General features: G+C 61.7%; 23 protein-coding genes and 1 tRNA gene. 11 read left to right on the top strand and 13 right to left on the bottom strand.

The genetic code is table 11. The features are described from left to right. Positions 1–91 precede the first annotated feature (91 nt). Positions 92–907, top strand: coding sequence for an inositol monophosphatase family protein (locus AArcSt11_RS16520; protein ID WP_250598744.1), 816 nt, complete (start codon positions 92–94; stop codon positions 905–907). Between the two features lie 7 nt (positions 908–914). Here the strand turns inward: AArcSt11_RS16520 and phnE are convergent, their stop codons facing one another. The 5 genes from phnE to AArcSt11_RS16495 form a co-directional block, all read right to left on the bottom strand. Beyond that, on the bottom strand, positions 915–2003 hold the full coding sequence (gene phnE / locus AArcSt11_RS16515; protein ID WP_250598742.1) for a phosphonate ABC transporter, permease protein PhnE: 1089 nt from the start codon (positions 2001–2003) through the stop codon (positions 915–917). Then, complete coding sequence (locus tag AArcSt11_RS16510) at positions 2000–2794, bottom strand: phosphonate ABC transporter ATP-binding protein (RefSeq protein WP_353617829.1); 795 nt, start codon at positions 2792–2794, stop codon at positions 2000–2002. The genes phnE and AArcSt11_RS16510 overlap by 4 nt, the downstream gene beginning before the upstream one ends. 39 nt (positions 2795–2833) lie before the next feature. Next, entirely contained in the window at positions 2834–3832 is a 999-nt protein-coding gene (locus tag AArcSt11_RS16505) for a PhnD/SsuA/transferrin family substrate-binding protein (RefSeq protein ID WP_353617831.1), read from the bottom strand. A gap of 320 nt (positions 3833–4152) precedes the next feature. Continuing rightward, positions 4153–4710, bottom strand: a complete 558-nt coding sequence (locus tag AArcSt11_RS16500) for a flavodoxin domain-containing protein (protein ID WP_250598738.1) — start codon at positions 4708–4710, stop codon at positions 4153–4155. A gap of 77 nt (positions 4711–4787) precedes the next feature. Continuing rightward, positions 4788–5399: a peptide-methionine (S)-S-oxide reductase MsrA gene (locus AArcSt11_RS16495; RefSeq protein ID WP_250598736.1), complete on the bottom strand. Its 612-nt coding sequence runs from the start codon at positions 5397–5399 to the stop codon at positions 4788–4790. 102 nt (positions 5400–5501) lie between these two features. Here AArcSt11_RS16495 and AArcSt11_RS16490 point away from each other — a divergent pair, with 102 nt between their 5' ends. Further along, the gene (locus tag AArcSt11_RS16490; RefSeq protein ID WP_250598734.1) at positions 5502–6254 is read left to right on the top strand and encodes an SIR2 family NAD-dependent protein deacylase; all 753 of its coding nucleotides are present in this window, start codon (positions 5502–5504) and stop codon (positions 6252–6254) included. 133 nt (positions 6255–6387) lie between these two features. Here the strand turns inward: AArcSt11_RS16490 and thpR are convergent, their stop codons facing one another. After that, on the bottom strand, positions 6388–6948 hold the full coding sequence (gene thpR, locus AArcSt11_RS16485) for an RNA 2',3'-cyclic phosphodiesterase (RefSeq protein ID WP_250598732.1): 561 nt from the start codon (positions 6946–6948) through the stop codon (positions 6388–6390). Positions 6949–7086: 138 nt separating this feature from the next. On the opposite strand from thpR, the gene AArcSt11_RS16480 reads away from it, so the two are divergent. Both AArcSt11_RS16480 and AArcSt11_RS16475 read left to right on the top strand, forming a co-directional pair. Then, positions 7087–7842 carry a tetratricopeptide repeat protein gene (locus tag AArcSt11_RS16480; protein WP_250598730.1) on the top strand — a complete coding sequence of 252 codons (756 nt, stop codon included), beginning with the start codon at positions 7087–7089 and terminating at the stop codon, positions 7840–7842. Next, positions 7839–8132, top strand: a complete 294-nt coding sequence (locus AArcSt11_RS16475; RefSeq protein WP_250598728.1) for a DUF424 domain-containing protein — start codon at positions 7839–7841, stop codon at positions 8130–8132. The genes AArcSt11_RS16480 and AArcSt11_RS16475 overlap by 4 nt, the downstream gene beginning before the upstream one ends. Here AArcSt11_RS16475 and AArcSt11_RS16470 read toward each other — a convergent pair. From AArcSt11_RS16470 to AArcSt11_RS16460, 3 genes are read right to left on the bottom strand one after another with little or no spacing between them, the layout of a single operon-like run. Beyond that, positions 8129–8314: a hypothetical protein gene (locus AArcSt11_RS16470; protein ID WP_250598726.1), complete on the bottom strand. Its 186-nt coding sequence runs from the start codon at positions 8312–8314 to the stop codon at positions 8129–8131. The two genes, AArcSt11_RS16475 and AArcSt11_RS16470, sit on opposite strands and share 4 nt — an antisense overlap. 37 nt (positions 8315–8351) lie before the next feature. Further along, entirely contained in the window at positions 8352–9242 is an 891-nt protein-coding gene (locus tag AArcSt11_RS16465; RefSeq protein WP_250598724.1) for an ABC transporter permease subunit, read from the bottom strand. Then, positions 9239–10192, bottom strand: coding sequence for an ABC transporter ATP-binding protein (locus AArcSt11_RS16460; RefSeq protein ID WP_250598722.1), 954 nt, complete (start codon positions 10190–10192; stop codon positions 9239–9241). The genes AArcSt11_RS16465 and AArcSt11_RS16460 overlap by 4 nt, the downstream gene beginning before the upstream one ends. Before the next feature lie 102 nt (positions 10193–10294). Here AArcSt11_RS16460 and AArcSt11_RS16455 point away from each other — a divergent pair, with 102 nt between their 5' ends. The 7 genes from AArcSt11_RS16455 (at position 10295) to sufU (ending at position 14573) form a co-directional block, all read left to right on the top strand. Then, positions 10295–10636 (top strand): winged helix-turn-helix domain-containing protein, encoded by a 342-nt coding sequence (locus AArcSt11_RS16455; RefSeq protein WP_250598720.1) that lies wholly within the window; start codon positions 10295–10297, stop codon positions 10634–10636. 5 nt (positions 10637–10641) lie between these two features. After that, entirely contained in the window at positions 10642–10959 is a 318-nt protein-coding gene (locus AArcSt11_RS16450; protein WP_250598718.1) for a DUF7521 family protein, read from the top strand. Positions 10960–11017: 58 nt separating this feature from the next. Beyond that, positions 11018–11332 carry a DUF7521 family protein gene (locus AArcSt11_RS16445; protein ID WP_250598716.1) on the top strand — a complete coding sequence of 105 codons (315 nt, stop codon included), beginning with the start codon at positions 11018–11020 and terminating at the stop codon, positions 11330–11332. A gap of 72 nt (positions 11333–11404) precedes the next feature. Next, positions 11405–12208 (top strand): sensor domain-containing protein, encoded by an 804-nt coding sequence (locus AArcSt11_RS16440; protein ID WP_250598714.1) that lies wholly within the window; start codon positions 11405–11407, stop codon positions 12206–12208. An 88-nt stretch (positions 12209–12296) separates the two neighbouring features. Then, positions 12297–13547: an aminotransferase class V-fold PLP-dependent enzyme gene (locus AArcSt11_RS16435; RefSeq protein WP_250598712.1), complete on the top strand. Its 1251-nt coding sequence runs from the start codon at positions 12297–12299 to the stop codon at positions 13545–13547. Positions 13548–13697: 150 nt separating this feature from the next. Then, complete coding sequence (locus AArcSt11_RS16430) at positions 13698–14066, top strand: TRAM domain-containing protein (RefSeq protein ID WP_250598710.1); 369 nt, start codon at positions 13698–13700, stop codon at positions 14064–14066. 87 nt (positions 14067–14153) lie between these two features. Further along, positions 14154–14573, top strand: a complete 420-nt coding sequence (gene sufU / locus AArcSt11_RS16425) for a Fe-S cluster assembly sulfur transfer protein SufU (RefSeq protein WP_250598708.1) — start codon at positions 14154–14156, stop codon at positions 14571–14573. Here sufU and AArcSt11_RS16420 read toward each other — a convergent pair. The 4 genes from AArcSt11_RS16420 to AArcSt11_RS16405 all read right to left on the bottom strand — a co-directional run bounded on the left by AArcSt11_RS16420 (position 14570) and on the right by AArcSt11_RS16405 (position 19074). Beyond that, positions 14570–15667 carry an aminopeptidase gene (locus tag AArcSt11_RS16420; RefSeq protein WP_250598706.1) on the bottom strand — a complete coding sequence of 366 codons (1098 nt, stop codon included), beginning with the start codon at positions 15665–15667 and terminating at the stop codon, positions 14570–14572. The two genes, sufU and AArcSt11_RS16420, sit on opposite strands and share 4 nt — an antisense overlap. 42 nt (positions 15668–15709) lie before the next feature. Beyond that, positions 15710–17305: an MATE family efflux transporter gene (locus AArcSt11_RS16415; protein ID WP_434803502.1), complete on the bottom strand. Its 1596-nt coding sequence runs from the start codon at positions 17303–17305 to the stop codon at positions 15710–15712. Positions 17306–17770: 465 nt separating this feature from the next. Then, entirely contained in the window at positions 17771–18703 is a 933-nt protein-coding gene (lipA, locus tag AArcSt11_RS16410; protein ID WP_250598704.1) for a lipoyl synthase, read from the bottom strand. Positions 18704–18998: 295 nt separating this feature from the next. Next, positions 18999–19074 (bottom strand) — tRNA-Cys (locus AArcSt11_RS16405). Between the last annotated feature and the right edge of the window lie 144 nt (positions 19075–19218).

Raw genomic sequence — 19218 nt, 5'->3', positions numbered from 1 at the left:
TCAAACGAGCCGTCACCCACCCGAATTAACTCACGTATGGCGATTCACCAAAGCCCTTGGATCTAAACCCCTTGCTCCTAAACTAGCGAGGATGGACCGAGACGCGAACGAGGTCGCTACCGGGCAGCTGGTTGAGATAACCCGCGAGAGCGCAGCTGCGGGAAGTGCTGTCGCGGCAGAAGCGTTCCGTGGCCCGCTCGACGTTGAGCGCAAGTCGGGCAAAACCGACGTGGTTACGCAGGCAGATCGGGATGCGGAGGCGGCAGTCGAAGCGCGGATACGTGATGCTATCCCAGACGCCACGATCTACGGCGAGGAGAGCGCGACCGGAACCGTCCCCGAAACCGGGATGGTCTGGATCGTCGATCCGATCGACGGGACCAACAACTTCGTCCGAGAGAACCGTCGCTGGGCGACGAGCGTGGCCTGTCTCGTGGATGGTACTCCGGTCGCGGCGGTCAACGATATGCCCGCGCTGGGCGACACCTACGTCGGGACGCCGGATGGCGTCAGGCGGAACGGCGCACCAGTGACCGTCAGCGGCCGAACCGACCCGGAGACGTTTCAGGTCGTCCCGTCGATCTGGTGGCCCCGGGATCGTCGTGACGAATACGCCGCCGCGACCGGTACAATCGTCCGACGGTTCGGCGACCTCCGGCGGCCAGGCTGCGCTCAGGCATCGCTCTCCCTGCTCGCGGCTGGGTCGGTCGAGGGCGTACTCACGAATATCGATGCGAACGCCTGGGACACTGTCGCGGGCGTCGCGATGGTCGAATGGGCAGGCGGAACCGTAACCGATCTCGATGGCGAGTCGTGGACGCCGCGGAGCCGTGGGGTTGTCGCGTCGAACGGCGAACGACACGACGAACTGCTGGCTGCTGCCCGCGAGATCGAAGAAAAACGCTAGCGTCGAGCTACCTGACGACGGAGTCGGCCATCCGTCGCGGGAAGCCGACGATCAACTCGTAGATACTCTTTTTCTCCTGGTTCGATCGCAGTCGAGCACGGAGACGCTGACTGAACAGCTCGACGAGGAAGATGAGTACGAAGATGACAAAGAGTGTAGCCATCATGTTCTCGAACACGAGTCGTGCCTCCTGGGTCGCAACGACAGCACCAAGTCCACCGGCACCGATGACGCCGACCGTGACTGCCGACCGGACGTTGATCTCGAAGATGTACAGCGTCCAGGCGATAAACGAGGTCTTCACCTGACTCAACATGCCGAAGAAGACCACCTGTGGTTTGTTCGCGCCCGTCGTCTGCATCGCTTCGATCGGTCCGTCCTCGAGCTCTTCGAGCTCCTCGACGAACAGGCGACCGAGGTTACCGATCGTATTTAGTGCGATGGCGAGTGTCGCCGCCGCAGCCCCCAGCCCGACGAGTGCAACGAAGATCAGCGCCCAGATAATGGCCGGGATGGCCCGAATGAACGACATAATCCCGCGGAAGATGAAGTTGATCGGGAACGGCGTGACTCGCTCGGAGCCGAGCACGCTAAACAGGAACGCGAGCGGGAAGCCGAGGATCGTCCCGACGAGCCCCATCGCCAGCGTGATCCCGGCCTCCCCAAAGATCAGGAAGACGCCCAGCTCTTCGAAAAAGAAGGCATAGAGATCCGCGAAGTTCGGTGGGAACTGAAACAGCAGCCCCCCAATCTCGGCATCGTAGATCAGATCGTTCGAGGAAATGAACTCCCAGTAGGTCCAGATGTCGAGAAACGGAATACCGCCAACGTCGGTCCGGGGGAAGTAATCGCCCATCCGCCCGGCGAAGTGGCTCCACGTAAAGTTCGTTCTACTATCGAAAAACTCCGCCGCAGCAAGCCCCTGTAGCGTAATGAAACCGAGCGTGAGAACGAGACCGAGCCAGCCGAAGGCCCGTCTTCGCCGAGTTTGTCGGATATTCTCGAACTGTTCGTTCACCCGCGCACTTGCGGATTCGAGACGGTTCGGCTGTTCGACTCCACCGTCGGACGCCGTAGGGCGATCGTCGTCGGTCATAGCTCCGCCTCCCGTGTCTCTCCGTCTTCGAGCGGCCTGTCGTCCGCTTCGTCCGTGACGAACATGCCTTCCGTATCGATGTCTCCGTAGATCTTGTCGACCGCATCGATGGTGAGTTCCTCGCGATAGCCGTCGAACACCTTCTCACCGTCGTGTAGCCCGATGAATCGCTGGCCGTACTTCCGGGCGATGTTGACCTGATGGAGGCTGATGAACGTGGTAAGATCACGCTCGTCGGACGCCTGCTGCATGTAGCCCATCACGTCCTGTGCGCTCCCCGGATCGAGACTGGCGACGGGTTCGTCGGCGAGCAACACCTGCGGAAGCTGAGTGAGTGCACGTGCGATCCCGACACGCTGTTGTTGTCCGCCGCTCATCCGTCGGCCCTTCTTTTCGGCCTCGTCCAGGAGGCCGACGGTGTCGAGCGCTTCGAGTGCGCGCTGTTTCTCCGCGTCGTCGTGTAGCTGGAAGATGCTCTCGATCAGTCCAGTCCGGTTGATTCCACCCGACAATGCGTTCGAGTACGCGCTCATGTCCCCGACGATGTTGTGTTGCTGGAAGATCATCGCGACATCGGGGCGGGTCGTCGTCATCGGTTCGCCGTCCATCAGTACCTGTCCCTCGGTCGGTTCAGTGAGCGCGGACATACACCGAAGGAGCGTCGATTTCCCCGAGCCGGAGACGCCGAGGATGATCACGAACTCCCCCGCCGGGACCTCGAACGAAATATTGTCGAGAGCGACGGTGTCCCCGTAGGTTTTCCTGAGGTTGTCGACGACGATTTTGGTCATCGGATATCCTGAATTTGGAGTGGCTCTGTTTGGGGCTTACTATATCTCGTCGAAGCCAATGCCCAGGTCTTCGGCGAAGTTGTTGACCGGATCGTAGTCCTCGTGTGTCGCCTCGATGATGCCGCTGAACCACAGCTCGTGGTCCCCAAAGTCGGACCAATCGTCGTCTTGGTCATCGCTGAGATCGTAGTCGTCCACGTCGAACTCCTCGTAATCGGGGTCGGCGTAGTCTTCGAGAAGTTCCTCGGGTAGATCGAGATTGAGTTCGTCAGCGAGGTCGAACGGGTCGTGCTGGAGATCCTCGGGCGTCACGTCACGCATGAACTCCTCGATATCGAACCGAATATCCTCTTCCCAGGCCGTGTTGACGACGATCGGCGCTCGTGGAATCGACGGCGAAACGTCCAGGAGCTGGAGTTCCGGGTCTTCCGTGCCGGCATCTTCAACTTCGGGTGAGATCTCGTAGAGGTCCTCGTACTCGCCTTCGATCTGGTCAAGCGGGACGTGGGGAATCGAGGCGAATTCCCCTGCACCCGCTGCAGCGACCGTGTCGCTCTCGATAAGCTCCTCGACGGCAAGGTCGTGTGCGACTCCACTGCGCAGTGTGAAGTCCTCGGCGCTGCCCCCCTCAGGTGCGTTGCCGATATCCAGTCCGCTGTCTTGCAGCATCCACATTGGTGCCATCCCACCGGAGACCGATCCGACATCAGCCATCGCAACGGATTCCCCTTGCAGATCAGCGACCTCGTTGATCCCGCTGTCAGGCGTAGTGACGAGCGTTCCAAAGTACAGTTCCGCGCCAAACGCTTCACGCATCCCGACGACATCGATCTCGTCCGGCCCGAGATCTGGCACCGCTCCAGGTGAGGTGTCTGCAATAATCCGATCCCCGTCACCCGCGCGGGCCAGTTCTTCCGATGTCCCGGAGTAGCTCTGGGTCGGAAGTCCTTCGATCTCGACATCGAACTCGTCCTCGATCAGCTCGAACAGTGGCTGATACTGCACTTCGATATCGATGGTATCCTCTGCCGGATTCATCACCCATGTAATCGCCCCGTCGTCGTCATCGCCCAGACAACCAGCCAGAGCAACGGTGCCGACAGCGCCGGTCTTGGTCAAAAAACTACGCCGAGTGTCAGCCGAGGTACGGCTTTTTTCGGACATTCGTGTTGGCGTTACTAGAGTAGTATCAAATAACTTTCGGAGAGTAAATCGGCGTTAGAGGGCTCTAGAAGGCCAAGAAACGTACTAATACATATTTCTATTGTAGGGTATGTATCCAATCTTTACGCATCTTTATTATTTTCTTATCTAAATTCGGAATATTTATAATTATTCTTCATCCAAACGGGTTGGGGTCACTCGTTTTTAAGCCGCCGTTCAACGAACCCAGCAAAGTCGGCAGCAAACGCCTCGACTTCGTCCCAGTCCGTGTACTCGTAATCCCGGGACGTATCAACGTCGCCAGTCGCGTTTTTGGCGATCCGTTTCATCAGAAGCCGCTTGAGAAAGCCGTACTTCGAGTACCGGAGTGCACCGCCGAACAGACCAATCCGGTCGGGGTTCCAGTCAGCGGCTTCGAGCAGGTCGTCGACGTACCGTGCCGCCTCCGCCCGGCGCGCCTCGTCGTCGACTGCGGACGAAAGCGAGAGCTGAAAGAACGCGCTCGGGCGGGTCGAGACGCCGCTCAGGTTCGTCTCGACGTACTCACGGATAGCCTCGTGATGGGCTCCGACATGGATCGACGAGCCGACGAGAATCGCATCGAACTGCTCGGGAGCGGCGGCCGACTCGGCGTCCTCGATATCGATCACCGTCACCTCATGCACGCGCTCAGCGAGAACCTCACCGATTCGTGCTGCGACGCGTGCAGTCTGTCCTTCGCCGGTACCGTATACGATGAGAAATCGCGACATGCCGTGAGATACCACGGCACAGCTCGTTAATCGTGGGGGCGCACCTCCACGCACTGGGGGACACACCACTCGTGCTCTCACCGACTGGGCTCGTACGACTGCTGGAGGCCGGGAAACGTCACGTCGTGTCCGGCAACGTGGGCGTTTAGCTTCGCTGCGGCGGGCGATTCCCTGACGGCCGCGGCGTCGTAGCCCGCCTCCTCGAAGGCATCGGTGATCCAGCGCGTTCCACGGAGCTGAAACTTCTGATGGTAGTCCTCGGCGAGGGTGAACGCGTCAAGCGATTCGAGCCGGGTCTCGATCTGGTCTTCGGTCCACTCGCTGCCGTCCAGAAACCGCCGAAGTTGATCGCGCTGGGTCGGCGTCTCGGTAAAGGCGATGTTCTGGTACTGGCGTTTCTCCGCCTGGGTGGGGGGATGGTGCTCCGTGAACGCCCACTTGACGAGGTCGCTGAACGAAACCGTATCGGGATCGTACTCGATCTGGACGACCTCGGTGTGGTCGCCGATCACTTCGTAGGACGGATCGGGCTTCGTTCCACCGGCGTAGCCCACGCGCGTCCGCACGATGCCGTCGATCGAACCTGCCGCGGCGTCGGGGCCCCAGAAACAGCCGAGGCCGAACGTCGCTGTCGCTGTCTCAGTCGGAACGTTCGCGTCGTAGTCGGTGAGGAGATCGGGTGTGAGCATCGTGATAGTCAAGTATGACCCATTGGCCCCAGACAGCAATCAATCTGCCGCGGGGAACCGTCCAGCATCGCATCTTTCAATCGCCGTCACCAACAGTCGACTATGGACGACCGGATAGCCGATCTCGCGGACGACCTGCGGGCAGCCGACGCGGCGGTCGCCCTGACCGGTGCCGGTCTGAGCACCGCATCGGGGATCCCCTCCTTTCGCGGCGAGGACGGCATCTGGGGCGAGGAGTTCGACCCCCAGTCGTTTCATCTGCGTCGGTTCAGACGCGATCCCGGGGGGTTCTGGGAGGACCGCTTGCGACTTCAGGAGCGAATGCTGCCCGACGATGTCGCGCCGAACGCGGCCCACGACGCGCTGTTCCAGCTCGAACGGGAAGGACCACTCACAGCAGTAATCACGCAGAACACCGACGGACTCCACGCCGAAGCCGGATCCGAGCGGCTGATCGAGTTGCACGGGAACGCCCGGCGGGTGGTCTGTGAGGACTGTGGGACACAGCGGGACGCCGAGTGGGCGTTCGGTCTCGTCGACGACGGCGACGGCCCGCCGACCTGCGAGTGTGGTGGGATCTACAAACCCGACGTCGTGCTGTTCGGCGAGGACCTCGCTCCGTCCGCGCTCTCGACCGCCCGGGAACTCGTCGCCGACAGTGACGTGCTCATCGTTGCTGGCTCCTCCCTGCAGGTACAGCCTGCCGCCTCGCTCCCTACTCGTCGTGACGGCGCGGCGCTCGCAGTCGTGAACTACGATCTGACGCCCTTTACCGCCAGCGCCGACTACGATTTTCGGGCGGACGTCACCGAGGTGCTGCCCGCGCTCGCGGACGCAGTCTGTCGGGAGGGGTAGCTAGGGGCAAGCAGGAGGAGTAGCTAGTACGAGCGCAGAGCCCAGATGCGCACCCTCTCGACCGCCATGTGACGTTGTAAACAATGTTACAATGTGATATTGTATACACTCGGACAGTGCACTGGGCAAGCGATCACAGCTCGAACCGCCGAACCGTCGAGTACTCCGGGCCGTCGGGCGTCAACTCGCTTTCGGTCAGCCGAACCTCCTCGACGGTCCACTCGCCGACGACTGGGTCGAGTTCGCGGACGCCCTGCTGGACCAGCTCCTTGCCGCCTGCGTGGTCCATTCGCGCGAGCGTGACGTGTGGGGTGAACTCGTGGTCGTCGGCGTCGAATCCCAGACCGACGAGCCGTGGTTCGACTGCCTCGTGGAGCGCGGTGAGTTCGTCAGCTCCAGCGGAGACGCCCGCCCAGAGGACGCTAATATACTGCAGCGAGGGGAAGACACCGAGCCCCTCGACGTGGGCAGTGAAGGGGTCGATAGCTGCGGTTTCGACTGCCTCGGTGAGGGCCGACTCCACCGTTGTCACGCGATCGGGGGCGACGTCGCCGAGGAAAAAGAGCGTGAGGTGGGCCTGTTCGGGGTCAGTGAACCGGAGCCCGCTCGCCTCGCGGAACTCCTCTTGAACTGCCGCGACCTCGTCGGCGAGTTCGTCGGGCAGGTCGACGCTCACGAACAGTCGCTTGCTCATGGGCGTACCGAAGCGTCGGTGGATCAAAAAGGCAGGTCATGGGACCGGGCGATCGTCGAGAGCGATCTCCGGCCTGACCGGGCAAAGCGAGAAGCCGCCAACGCAGGCCTTAACACCGCCCCAGTCGAACTATCGGGCATGACTGATCCAGCCGACGACCCCAAAGAGGACCACGAGTTCTCCGAAGGGCAGGGCTTCTCCGGGGAGTACGACGAGTTCGATCTCGATCCGCCCGAACTCGACATCGATCCGGACAAAGTCGACCCTGTCGACTCCCGTGTGATCCCGGACCTGCTCGACGAGGAGACGACAGCGAACGATGCGGTCGACGCGAACGCCTTACTCGATGTCGGGCTGAACTACATGGGGATCAACCGCTACGAGCAGGCAACGGAGACCTTCGAGCGAGCAGCCCGCTTCGCCGAGGACGAACTGATCGAACAGGAGTCGTGGGTCAACAAGGGGGTTGCCCACGCTGAACTCGAGGAGTGGGACGCCGCGATGGGCGCGTATCAGGAGGCAATCTCGATGGACGGCGACAGCGAACACGCTGCAACCGCCGAGACGAACCTCGCGTACGCGCTCTGGGAGTCCGGCCGGAGCGAGCAGGCGCTCGAACACGCCGAACGCGCTGTCGAGATCGACCAGCGGTTTGCCGAAGCCTGGTACAACCGCGGCTTTCTCCTGCTCGAACGCGGTCTCGCCGAGGATGCCCTGAACGCGCTCGATAACGCCATCAGGCTGGGGATGCGCAATCAGGTCACGCTCGAAGAGAAAGCCCGCGCGCTCGAAGAGTTAGGCGAGTACGACGAAGCCGAAGAGATCGCAGAGGAGGCCGAGGACATGCGCCGACAGGCCGAAGAGGAGATGGTCGGCGAGGAGCTCGGGCAGTGATCGTCAGCGAGCGCACGACCGAGAAGGGGCTGCTCGTCACCGTCTGCGATCCGGAGACGCTCGGCGAGACCTACGAGAACGGCGATATTTCGTTGACCGTCACCGAGGAGTTCTACGGGGGTGAAGACGTCGGCGAGGACGAGGTCGTCGACAGCCTATCGCGGGCGACGATCGCCAATATCGTCGGGACCGAGGCGGTCGAGCTGGCAATCGAGCACGGCTACGTCGACGAGGCAAACGTCCTCGAACTGGAGTCGACGCTACACGCACAGGTCCTGCGGCTCGCCTAGCGGTTCGTCGATCCCCCGCCGGTGTTGACCAGTACGATCCCCAGCAGCGATATCGCTGCGAGACCGATCCCGATCCAGCCCACCCCGCTGTCGAACGCCAGCGACGCGACGGCATGGAACACGCCGACAAAAGCGAGACCGAGCAGGAGGAGACTGATTCCGAGCGCACGTTTCGTCACCATACTGGAGCGCAGGAGTACAGAAACTTAAGCGTCGCCCTCAGCCCAGATCCGCGTTTCTAAATCGGAGATAGCCCAGCGCGACGGGGACGACGAACCAGGCGAGCAACACGACCGCCGAGAACCACTCCGAGAGGTAAAAGGGAACCTCCCCGATCACGACGTCTTCGAGCGGTTCGTTCCCGACGACGTTGACGCCGATCGGGAACTGCAGGGTCAGCGGAAACACTTGCTGGTCCATCAGCCCGGAGGCGACGACGCCGTAGGCTTCCATCGGATTGAGTCGCTGGAGCGCAAGCGCCCACGGCTCGATCCGGCCGTCCATCGGAATGATCCCCGGCGGGAACGCGCCGGTCGCGAGCCGGTAGATGCCGCCGACGAGGACGTCCCAGAAGCCCAGAAAGACCAGATACGTCCCGACGACGCCAGCCATTGCACGCCCGCGAGACGCCACGGCGGCCGAGAAGCCGACCGCGATGCCGACGAAAGCAAACCCAAGTAACAGGGTCGCGACGGCGAGGCCGAACAGCTCACCGACCGCTACCTCGCCGAACAGCACCAGGCCGAGCACCAGCGCAACGGCGAACGCAGCAAGGACGGCGGTCGCGACGACACCCGCTCGTCCGAGAAGCTTTCCGGCGACGACGTCCTCGCGCGTCGGCGGAAGACTCAGCAGAATCTTGATACTGCCCGAGCGACGCTCGCCGACGATCGCCATGTAGCCCACGATCAGCGCCGCAAGCGGGACAATTACCTGCATCGGGAGGGCGAGTATTGCGGCCAGTTCATCCGCCGGTGCGCTCCCCTCGAAGTACCTGACTGCACCGTAGATCAGCACGATCAACCCCACGAGCAGCCCGGTCATCGACCAGAGCATCTGCGAGCGGACAGCGTCCTCGAAGTCCTTCCGGGCAACCGTCGGGACGCTCATGCGACCACCTCCTCGGGGGCATCTTCCTCCTCGGGCGTGGAGCCATTGCCGGTGAGTTCCGCGAACAGATCGTCGATATCCTGATCCTCGACCTGAATGTCGAGCACCGTCGTTCCGGCGTCCTCGACGTGATTGATCGCTCTGGCTTTGGCCGCCGACTCGGTGCAGGTGACGTCGAGCATACCGTTGCGCGCCGCCGCACCCGAAACACCCGCGATGTCGGGGAGCGTGTCGACAGTCTGCTCCGGAACATCGTCGACCGAGAGTTCGAGGTGGGCGTCCCCGCCGATCTGGGCGTGGAGTTCATCGAGGGTTCCGACGGCGACCAGTTCGCCCTCGTTCATCACGCCGATCCGGTCACAGATCTCCTCGACGTGATCAAGGATGTGGCTCGAAAAGAACACGGTCGTCCCACGCTCGGCTTCCGCGCGGACGATCTCTTGCATCTCGCGAATACCAGTGGGGTCGAGACCGCTGGAGGGTTCGTCCATGATCAGCAGATCGGGCTCGCCGACCAGTGCCATCCCGAAGGCCAGACGCTGTTTCATCCCCTTCGAGTAGTCGCCGGCGTTTCTGTCGGCTGGATCGCCGCCCAGACCGACGCGTTCGAGATACTCCTCTGGATCGCCGTTTGCGCCTTTAGCGCGCTGGGCAAACTCGATGTGTTTGCGACCGGAGAGGCGTTCGTAGAGGTCAAAGCCCTCGGGAAGGACGCCGACTCGTTTGCGGATCTTCTGGGACTCGTCTTGCGTGTCGTAGCCAAGCACCGTGGCCGAGCCGCCGGTCGGGCGGGCGAAATCGAGCAGCATGTTGATTGTCGTCGACTTCCCGGCACCGTTCGGACCGAGAAAGCCGAACACTTCACCATCATCTATCTGGAGGGACAGGTCATCAACCGCAACGACGTCGCCGAAGCGCTTGCTCAGCGAGTTCGTTTCGATAGCGGGCATGTCGTTTGCAGTATCGAGAGGGTGTATGTTAATACCGGCGTCATAGTTTCCGGGCCAGAAACTGTGGGCTTTTTTATATAGTGTCTGCGAACCAACCAGTGAATGACCGAGGATGAGGAGGTCGAGCTACTCGCCATACTCGACGACGAGTACGCACGGTCGATCCTCATCGAGACGAGCAAAGAGCCGATGGGAGCAGAGACGCTCGCGGAGCGCTGTGACGCTTCGCCGCCGACGATCTACCGGCGAATCGACCGTCTCGATGAGCACGACCTGCTGGAGTCCCAGCAACAGCTCGACCCCGACGGTCACCACTACAAGACGTACGCCGCGCGCCTCGAACGTGTTGCAGTTGAAATCGAAGACGGGGAGATGGAGATCGATATCCACCGGCGCGATGAGGATCCCGCAGATCGGTTCACCAGACTGTACGAGGAGCTCTGATCGCCATGCATGTCACACCACTGCTGACGACGACCGGTGGCAGCCCGCTGGTCGGTATAACGGTGTTCGTCGGCCAGACGCTGGCGTTCCTGCTGGCGTGCTGGATCGCGCTTCGGGCCTACCGGGGCTACCAGCGCTCCAGTGCTCCGGCACTGCTGTGGCTCGCAGTTGGTATCACCCTGCTCAGTGCTGCACCGACGATGACACGATTCCTGCTCCCGACACTGACCGATCTCCCCTCGGTGACGGTCCAGATCGTTGCGACGAGCGGCGAAGTCGCCGGACTGCTTGCGATACTGTACTCGATATTCGGAGATCCATGACAGCACTGACCCTCAGGATGGCAGACGCAACGGCGGCGATTAGTCCGAGGTGTGACCAATGATGACGGAAGCCGTGCTTTCGGCCATCGAGACCGAACTCGGCGGCGGCGCAACGATCTTCCTCGTTGCACTGACCAGCGCGACGCTGGGCGGGCTCGTCGCCGGACTCGCCTACCGCGGCTATCGACGCAACGAGAGCCAGCCGATGTTCTATCTCGCTATCGGCGTTGCCTTCCTGACCGTTGTTCCGTTCGTCCTGTCGTACTCGATCGACGGCGTGACCAATGCGAGCGACGCACAGATCCTGCTCGTCATCACCGTCTGCCATCTGACTGGGTTGCTCGCAATTGCACACTCCTTACGGAGGCCCTGATATGACACCTGAGAACACACAAACGACAATGATTGATACTCCCGTACAGTCAATCAACACGGAGGGACTATCATGAGCACGAGCGGCGAGTCCGAACCGATAGCTCCCTGGAGCGCCACATCGAGTGTCAGTTGGTTCCTCGGTGTTCCCCTCCGCAAACAGACGTATTTCAACCTGCTGTATCTGTTGCTAACGTTTCCGCTCGGTATCGCATACTTCGTCTTTCTCGTCACCGGCTTTTCAGTCGGAGTCGGGTTGATCATCCTCGTGTTCGGACTCCCGTTGCTGTTGATGACGCTGTTTTTTGCCACACAGCTCGCTGCGGGAGAGCGCGCACTCGCGGAACTATTGCTGGACGTCACGATTCCCGTAACCAACCACGATCCGGATATCGGCGCACTCGGACGGCTGAAGCAGCTCTGTCTCGATGCCGGTACGTGGAAGGGGACCGTCTACCTGTTCAGCAAGTTCTTTATCGGGATTTTCGCGTTCGTCATCATCACGGTCCTGGGATCGGTCGTCGTCACGCTGCTCGCCGCACCGCTCCATTACGGGAACCCGAACGTCGGCATCACGCTCGGTAGTACGGTGGAGTTCACTGTCCCCGAACTCGCGTTCGACGGCGGCGGGCAGTCGGTCAGTCTCGATCTGCCCTACAGCGCGACCGTCGAGACGGGCGAAGTGATCTCGACGTACGCCGACTCAGTGTGGGGTGCGCTCGTCTTTAGCGCGATCGGCGTCGGAATCGGCATCATCGTCTTGCACGTGTTCAACGCCATGGCATGGCTGGTCGCACGCTATACCGAGCTGATGCTTCGATACACTCGCCCCTCGCTCATTACCGAGTTCCAGGTGCGGGCTGGATCGGACGACTGAACGTCGAACAGCCCTCAAACGTGGTTTTTCCGGCTGTCACACCACAGCACCGAAGGAGTGTTTTGTGTGGAGACCCTCCCCACTAGCAATGGGAACGCAAGAGACTGCACCACTCGACGTCGAGCGGATCCGCGAGGACTTCCCGATCCTGCAGCGCCGGGTCAACGACGACCAGCAGATCGTCTATCTCGACAACGCGGCGACGACCCAGACGCCGAATCAGGTCATCGACGTGTTCGGCGACTACTACCGCGGGTACAACGCAAACGTCCACCGGGGCATCCACCATCTCAGTCAGGAGGCCTCGATCGCCTACGAGGAGGCCCACGACCGTCTCGCCGAATTCGTCGGCGCAAGCGGCGGGCGCGAGGAGATGATCTTCACGAAAAACACCACCGAGAGCATGAATCTCGTGGCCTACGCGTGGGGACTGAACGAACTCGGCCCCGGCGACGAGGTCGTCCTCACGGAGATGGAACACCACGCCTCACTGGTGACGTGGCAACAGATCGCCAAACGAACCGGTGCTGACGTACGATATATTCAGGTCGACGAGACCGGACGACTCGACATGGATCACGCCCGCGAGTTGATCGGCGAGGACACGCAGATGGTCAGCGTCGTCCACGTCTCGAACACGCTTGGCACGATCAATCCGGTCGCCGAACTCGCCGACATCGCCCACGAACACGACTCCTACATCTTTGTCGACGGCGCACAGGCCGTCCCGACGCGTCCAGTCGACGTCGAGGCAATCGATGCCGACTTCTATGCCTTTTCGGGCCACAAGATGGCCGGACCGACGGGAATTGGCGGCCTCTACGGCAAAAAGGAGATCCTCGAAGAGATGGAGCCGTTCCTCTACGGCGGCGACATGATCACAAAAGTCACCTTCGAGGACGCGAAATGGAACGACCTCCCCTGGAAGTACGAGGCCGGAACACCCCTGATCGCCGAGGGAATCGCCATGGCCAAAGCGGCCGACTATCTCGACGAGATCGGGATGGAGAACATCCAGATACACGAAGAAGAACTCGCCGAGTACGCCTACAACCGCCTCTCGGAGTTCGACGATATCGAAATCTACGGTCCCGAACCCGGCCCCGACCGCGGGGGGCTCGTTGCCTTTAATCTCGATTCAGTTCACGCCCACGACCTGGCTTCGATTATGAACGACTCGGCTGTTGCGATTCGCGCCGGTGATCACTGTACCCAGCCACTGCACGACACACTCGGTGTCGCCGCCTCCGCTCGGGCCTCCTTCTACATCTACAACACCCGGGAGGAGATCGACGTGTTGATCGATGCAATCGACGACGCCCGCCAGCTGTTCGCGTGAGCGAGTAGCGGCGGACGACCCCGGTGAGCGGACTGGTTCGGACACAAAACGCCATGCGTCCATTTCGACCCGTTCCAGAACCTTGATTGTCTGACATACGTCAGCCAGTAACGAGGGGATTTTTAAATGATGAGTGTTCAGAGGGGGACGATGAACGTACCACCGGAGATGACGCCGCTGTTCGGGACAGTGCTCGTCGTCGTCGTCATCGGAGTTGCAGCCGTACTCTGGTGGCGCTCGCGACGGGGATCGGATGCAACGGCCTCGAAGCGAGCCCACGAGGAAGCACAGGCCCGGGATGCCCCGGTCGAAAAGGGCGAGATCATCGAGGCTGGCGTCGAGGAACTCACTGAACACCACAGCGGCGAGACAGACGCGGTAGTCAAAGTCGAGGGGTTCGTGGTCTTTGTCAAGGACGTCCCCGACGATATACAGCCCGCCGACATGCTCCGGGTGCGCGTCCTCTCGTTCAACCGGAAAGGCACCTCCGCGAGCGGGAAACTGCTCGAACGGCTCTGACGCGGCGATCCATCCCGAACATCCCCTAGCGATCCGGTGGCGGCGCCGGAATCCTTTTGCCCCGCACGGACCTATCCGGTTTCAACAATGGGAATGGGATCAGATATGTATCGCCAGCAGATCCTCGACCACTACAAGAACCCGCGTAACTACGGGGAGATCGAGGAGCCGACCTACACTCACGTCGGCGAGAATCCGATGTGTGGCGACGAGATTCGTATCGACGTCAAGCTGGCCGACGACGAGGAGACGATCGAACACGTTGCCTTCCAGGGCGACGGCTGTGCGATCAGCCAGGCCAGCGCGAGCATGCTCTCGTCGAAACTGCCGGGCGAATCAGTCGACGACCTGATGGAGATGGACCGAGACGACATCGTCGACATGCTCGGCGTCGATATCAGCCCGATGCGGATCAAATGTGCCGTCCTCGCCGAGAAGGTCGCACAGGACGGCTACGAGATCTATCAGGGTGAGAAGGATCTCGACCGGACGTCGACCGAAGACTAGTTTTCGAACCCGTCTTCCCAACGGAATCGCCCGTTCCGCTGCACGACCTCGCCATCGACCTCCAGCCGCGAGTCCTCGCTGACTGACGTGATCAGATCCACGTGGACCGCGCTGTCGTTGCCCGACTCGCCCTCGGGCAGGTTCGCGTCGTATGCCCGGCCAAGCGCAAGGTGGACGGTGTCACCCATCTTCTCGTCGAACAGGATGTTGTCCGTGTAGCGGTCGATCCCGCGGTTCATCCCGATCCCCAGTTCGCCGAGTCGGCGTGCACCCGGATCGGTATCGAGGACGTCACCGATTACGTCTGCGTTCTGGGCAGCGTCGTACTCCACAACCTCGCCGTCCTCGAAGGTCAGCGAGACGTCCCGGACGCGCTTGCCGTGGATCGTCATCGGCACGTCGAACTCGACGTGGCCCGACGTGTCGTAGGGCGCGGTGAATACCTCGCCGCTCGGGAGGTTATGGGAGTCGTAGGCGACCGAGGCACAGCTGTTGACCGCGGTTCGGCCCTCGATCGACATCGTGAGATCGGTGTTCGCGGAGACGAGTCGGACCTCGCTCCCCTCGTCGAGCAGCCCCTTCATCTGGTCCATCTCCTCGGCGAGCGATTCCCAGTCACGCAAGACAGCGTTGTAGACGAACGCCTGGTACTCCTCGTAGGCCATTCCTGCCTGCTGGGCGAGCGACCGCGTGGGATGGACAGTCGAGACCCAGTCCGTGTCCATCCGGGCTTCGCGGATTTCCTCTGTGGCTTTCGCCTGAGCCTGTCGGCGCTCGGCCGGAACGTCCGCCGTCGCCGCCGTGTTGTGCCCGCCGCGCAGGGAGAGATAGGCGTCGGCGTTCTCGTAGAGCGCGAGTTCGTGGGCGGGATCGGGGTCGAACTCGTCGTCGTGGGCACGGAGGTACGCGCGTGTGATCTCGCCCGAGGACCGCGTCGTGACGAGGTTCGCGCCGCGCTCGCCGAGCAGTTCCGCTGTCGCGACCGCGAGTTCGTGTGCGCCGGGACTGACGGCCATCACCACGTCGTCACCGCGCTCGATCCGTGCGCTCCAGTCGACCAGTACCTCGGCGTGCTCTCGGATTCGCTCGTCCATACCTTCCGCAAGCGGCGGCGGGCACATATAGATCCGGGAGACCTAGTCTTCACCATCGACGGACGCGGCTGGCTCCGCGGCCTCGACCGCGGGTTCGTCGATATACTTCTCTTTCCAGGTACCACGCAGGAACCACGCAACCGCGATGGTCGCCCCGAGGACGTTCCCGACCGCCATGCCGATCCAGATCCCGGTTGCGCCCATGTCGAACACGAACACGAGTAGATAGACCGTCCCGACACGGCCGACCCACAGCGTGAGGATCGAGATGACCATCGCTATCTTGGTGTTTCCGGCCCCACGGAACGCGCCGAGCATCACCTGCGAGACGCCGATGAAGGCGAACTCGACCGACCGGATCTGAACGTACTCGACGCCCAGCGCGATCGTCTCGGGGGCGTCCGGCACGTCTCCGAGGAAGACGCTCACGATCGGCTCGGTGAAGGTGACGGCGATCACCGCGACGACGAGCATGACGCCTGCGCCGGTCGAGGCCGCGATCCACGCTGCACGGGCGGCTCGGTCCGCGCGATCCGCGCCGAGGTTCTGGCCGACCATCGTGTCGATCGCCCGGCCCAGCCCCATCGCCGGGAGGAAGACAAGCGAGATGAGCCGGTTGCCCAGCCCGTAGGCGGCGACGACCGGTGGCGCGAACGTGACGACCATCGCCGTCAGGCTGATCATCGCCAGCGCGCTCGTGGACTGTTCGACCATACTCGGCGTCCCGAGCCGGACGATGTCCTCGATGACCTCGACGTCCGGACGAAGGTGGCTCAGCCGAACAGACGGACCGATCGACGTGCCAAAGAGCAGGCCGAGACCGATCCCCGTCCCCAGCCCACGGGCGATGATCGTCGCGACTGCGGCACCCTCGATCCCCCAGCCAGTGTAGCCTGTGGCCGCAAGTGCCGATGCTTCGAGGCTCTGCAAGCCAAGCCATAGCATGAGCGGGTTGTCCTGAAACCCGAAAATCAAGAACGGATCCAGCACCACGTTCGCGATCACCGAAACCACCATCACGAGCATCGGCGTACGCGTATCGCCGTACCCCCGCATGAGCGCTGAAAAGACGAAAAAACCAAACATCAGCGGCATCCCGAGGAAAATTATCTCCATGTAATCCGCCGCCAGCGGGACGACACTGGCTGCCGTATCGGGATCGCTCGGCAGGAGTTCGAGCGCCGGGCGGGTGTAAAAGTATCCCACGACACCAATGACGATCGAGAGCAGACTGACGAACGAGACCGTCTGCCCGGTGACGAGCCCAGCGGACCGATCACCCTCCGCACCGATATACTGCGCGACGAGGATCGCACCCGCCGTGGTAAATCCGCCCGCGACCGCGATCAGCAGGAAGATGAGCGGGAACGCGAGGCTGATCGCGCCGACAGCGTCCGCGGAGAGCCGCCCGAGATACAGCGTATCGGCAACGTTGTAGGTCACCTGCAACAGCTGGATGACGACGATCGGCCACGCAAGGTGAAAGAGCGGCCCCAGTAGACTGCCTTCGGTGATCGACTCTTTCGGATCGTCGCTGGACCCGTCGGTCGGCGGAGACTCTTCTGGGTCGGCGTGCTCGGCCGGATCGTCGTCCGGCTCGGCTGGAGGGCGATCCGAGTCGCGGGGCTGGCCTGTCACTGGTACTGATGAAGTAGCACTACCAGTTCAGTATTTTGTTGTCGAGCCCGACTACCGAGACCGGGTTATCGGAAATCATACAAATACTATTCACGCTCGATTGAGCACGTTTGGCACCAGATCCATCAAGAAGACCATAGAGAGAGGGTACAAGAGGGAACAGACTACCGGGTTTCAGCAGCTGCAATGCTCCTCACGTTCCGGAAGTCTGCCCCGGACTGGTCAATACGACTACTGTAGCGTATACTCTCCCGCATAGATTGTTTTGAGAACACGCCGTCACCTTTCACTCCGTCTGTGAACACTGCCAAGACGGTCACCACAGTTACACCGACCAAGTGTTCAGCGCCCAGAAGATCGTTTTCGCACCGTGGACCTTTTGTCCGGTTCAGTATCAGCAAGTAGCACAGCGTGAGACAGACCGCAGCTATACTCCGTTGAGACTGTCTCCTCAAAACGCATCGTTCAGTCGCCGCCAGCCCGTGCCTCCGACCGTGCCTGTTCGACTGTTTTGCCGTCCCGAATCACGGCGTCGACGAACAGCTCCCCGGCCTTGTACGACGAACGGACCATCGGTCCGGAAGCACAGTACAGAAAGCCCAGTTCGTCCTCGGCGACGCGCTCCCACGTATCGAACTTGTCGGGGTGGACGTATTTCCGGACTTGAAGGTGATCGGTGGACGGACGGAGATACTGACCGAACGTGACGATATCGACGTCTGCTTCGCGTAGATCCGCGAGCGTCTGGTAGACCTCGTGGTCGTGCTCGCCATGCCCCAGCATGATTGAGGTCTTGGTGTGGATGTCGGACTCACGCTTGACCTGCTCAAGGACGCGCAGGCTCTGTTCGTAGCCAGCACGCGGGTCCCTGACCCGACCCTGCAGACGCTGGACCGTCTCGACGTTGTGCGCGATGACGTCCGGCTCGGCCTCGATGATCTCCCGGACGAGTTCGGGCTCGCCCTGGAAGTCGGGGATCAGCACCTCGACGAGCGTCTCGGCGTCTCGGCGCTTGATCTCCTGGATCGTCTCGGCAAAATGGGTCGCACCCTGATCTGGTAAGTCGTCCCGGTCGACCGACGTGAGGACGACGTAATCGAGTCCGATGTCGGCGACTGCGCTCGCAACTTCGGCCGGTTCGTTGGGGTCAAGCGGCTCACCACCGCCGGTCTCGACATCGCAGAAGCCACACGATCGGGTGCACCTGTGGCCCATCAGCATGAACGTCGCCGTCCCCGGCCCATCCTGTCCGCTCCAGCACTCGCCCATATTCGGGCAGTTAGCCTCCTCGCACACTGTGTGAAGGTTCCGATCTCGCAACGTCTGCTTGATACCCGTGAACTCCTCGCCAGTCGGCAGCGGTTTGAGCAGCCAGTCGGGTTTCCGCGAGCGACTCATGAAAGTACCTTACAGGGCAAGCATCTACAACGTTGCGGCATCGCCAGCACTCACACCGGGATCACCCTCGATTCACGGATAGTCGCTGGAGTCAGATGTCACCACCCAGTATCTGTACCAGACGAGTTCACTACGCACGTTTCAGGACCGAAGCAAATCTCCGGGGCTACCGCTCCGAAGTCACCTGAAATAAAAAGCCAAGGGCCGGATTTGAACCAGAGAGACTTCGCTTCGCTCATCTCAGGGTTCAAACCGTCTGTATGGCTTCTGCTCCTCACGTCCGTTCGTCACAGGAAGCCAAGGGCCGGATTTGAACCGGCGGTGGGCGGCTCTGCAGGCCGCTGCGTTCGGCCGGACTCTGCCACCTTGGCGCGTATATAGATAGATGCGTCTCCCGCTTAAGCCCTGCGTTTCGCCAGCAGCGGTGGCGTCGATCGGGGCGTACCGGGAGCGACGGAAATCGCCCGGTTCGAAATGAAAAACGCCCCCATGCACGATGCATGGGGGCGCAGTAT

This window comes from Natranaeroarchaeum aerophilus (assembly GCF_023638055.1).
In the GTDB taxonomy this organism is placed as follows: Archaea; Halobacteriota; Halobacteria; order Halobacteriales; family Natronoarchaeaceae; genus Natranaeroarchaeum; species Natranaeroarchaeum aerophilum.
Note: the sequence above shows the minus strand (reverse complement) of the source record. Positions and strands in the feature narration are given on the sequence as shown.

Coding starts and splice junctions, on each gene's coding strand:
- AArcSt11_RS16440 (WP_250598714.1), top strand. CDS start 11,405: ATGAGCACGAGCGGCGAGTCCGAACCGATAGCTCCCTGGAGCGCCACA.
- AArcSt11_RS16470 (WP_250598726.1), bottom strand. CDS start 8,314: ATGGTGACGAAACGTGCGCTCGGAATCAGTCTCCTCCTGCTCGGTCTC.
- sufU (WP_250598708.1), top strand. CDS start 14,154: ATGGGAATGGGATCAGATATGTATCGCCAGCAGATCCTCGACCACTAC.
- thpR (WP_250598732.1), bottom strand. CDS start 6,948: ATGAGCAAGCGACTGTTCGTGAGCGTCGACCTGCCCGACGAACTCGCC.
- AArcSt11_RS16490 (WP_250598734.1), top strand. CDS start 5,502: ATGGACGACCGGATAGCCGATCTCGCGGACGACCTGCGGGCAGCCGAC.
- AArcSt11_RS16460 (WP_250598722.1), bottom strand. CDS start 10,192: ATGCCCGCTATCGAAACGAACTCGCTGAGCAAGCGCTTCGGCGACGTC.
- AArcSt11_RS16465 (WP_250598724.1), bottom strand. CDS start 9,242: ATGAGCGTCCCGACGGTTGCCCGGAAGGACTTCGAGGACGCTGTCCGC.
- phnE (WP_250598742.1), bottom strand. CDS start 2,003: ATGACCGACGACGATCGCCCTACGGCGTCCGACGGTGGAGTCGAACAG.
- AArcSt11_RS16450 (WP_250598718.1), top strand. CDS start 10,642: ATGCATGTCACACCACTGCTGACGACGACCGGTGGCAGCCCGCTGGTC.
- AArcSt11_RS16445 (WP_250598716.1), top strand. CDS start 11,018: ATGATGACGGAAGCCGTGCTTTCGGCCATCGAGACCGAACTCGGCGGC.
- AArcSt11_RS16520 (WP_250598744.1), top strand. CDS start 92: ATGGACCGAGACGCGAACGAGGTCGCTACCGGGCAGCTGGTTGAGATA.
- AArcSt11_RS16495 (WP_250598736.1), bottom strand. CDS start 5,399: ATGCTCACACCCGATCTCCTCACCGACTACGACGCGAACGTTCCGACT.
- AArcSt11_RS16455 (WP_250598720.1), top strand. CDS start 10,295: ATGACCGAGGATGAGGAGGTCGAGCTACTCGCCATACTCGACGACGAG.
- AArcSt11_RS16510 (WP_353617829.1), bottom strand. CDS start 2,794: ATGACCAAAATCGTCGTCGACAACCTCAGGAAAACCTACGGGGACACC.
- AArcSt11_RS16430 (WP_250598710.1), top strand. CDS start 13,698: ATGAACGTACCACCGGAGATGACGCCGCTGTTCGGGACAGTGCTCGTC.
- AArcSt11_RS16480 (WP_250598730.1), top strand. CDS start 7,087: ATGACTGATCCAGCCGACGACCCCAAAGAGGACCACGAGTTCTCCGAA.
- AArcSt11_RS16500 (WP_250598738.1), bottom strand. CDS start 4,710: ATGTCGCGATTTCTCATCGTATACGGTACCGGCGAAGGACAGACTGCA.
- AArcSt11_RS16505 (WP_353617831.1), bottom strand. CDS start 3,832: ATGAATCCGGCAGAGGATACCATCGATATCGAAGTGCAGTATCAGCCA.
- AArcSt11_RS16435 (WP_250598712.1), top strand. CDS start 12,297: ATGGGAACGCAAGAGACTGCACCACTCGACGTCGAGCGGATCCGCGAG.
- AArcSt11_RS16420 (WP_250598706.1), bottom strand. CDS start 15,667: ATGGACGAGCGAATCCGAGAGCACGCCGAGGTACTGGTCGACTGGAGC.
- lipA (WP_250598704.1), bottom strand. CDS start 18,703: ATGAGTCGCTCGCGGAAACCCGACTGGCTGCTCAAACCGCTGCCGACT.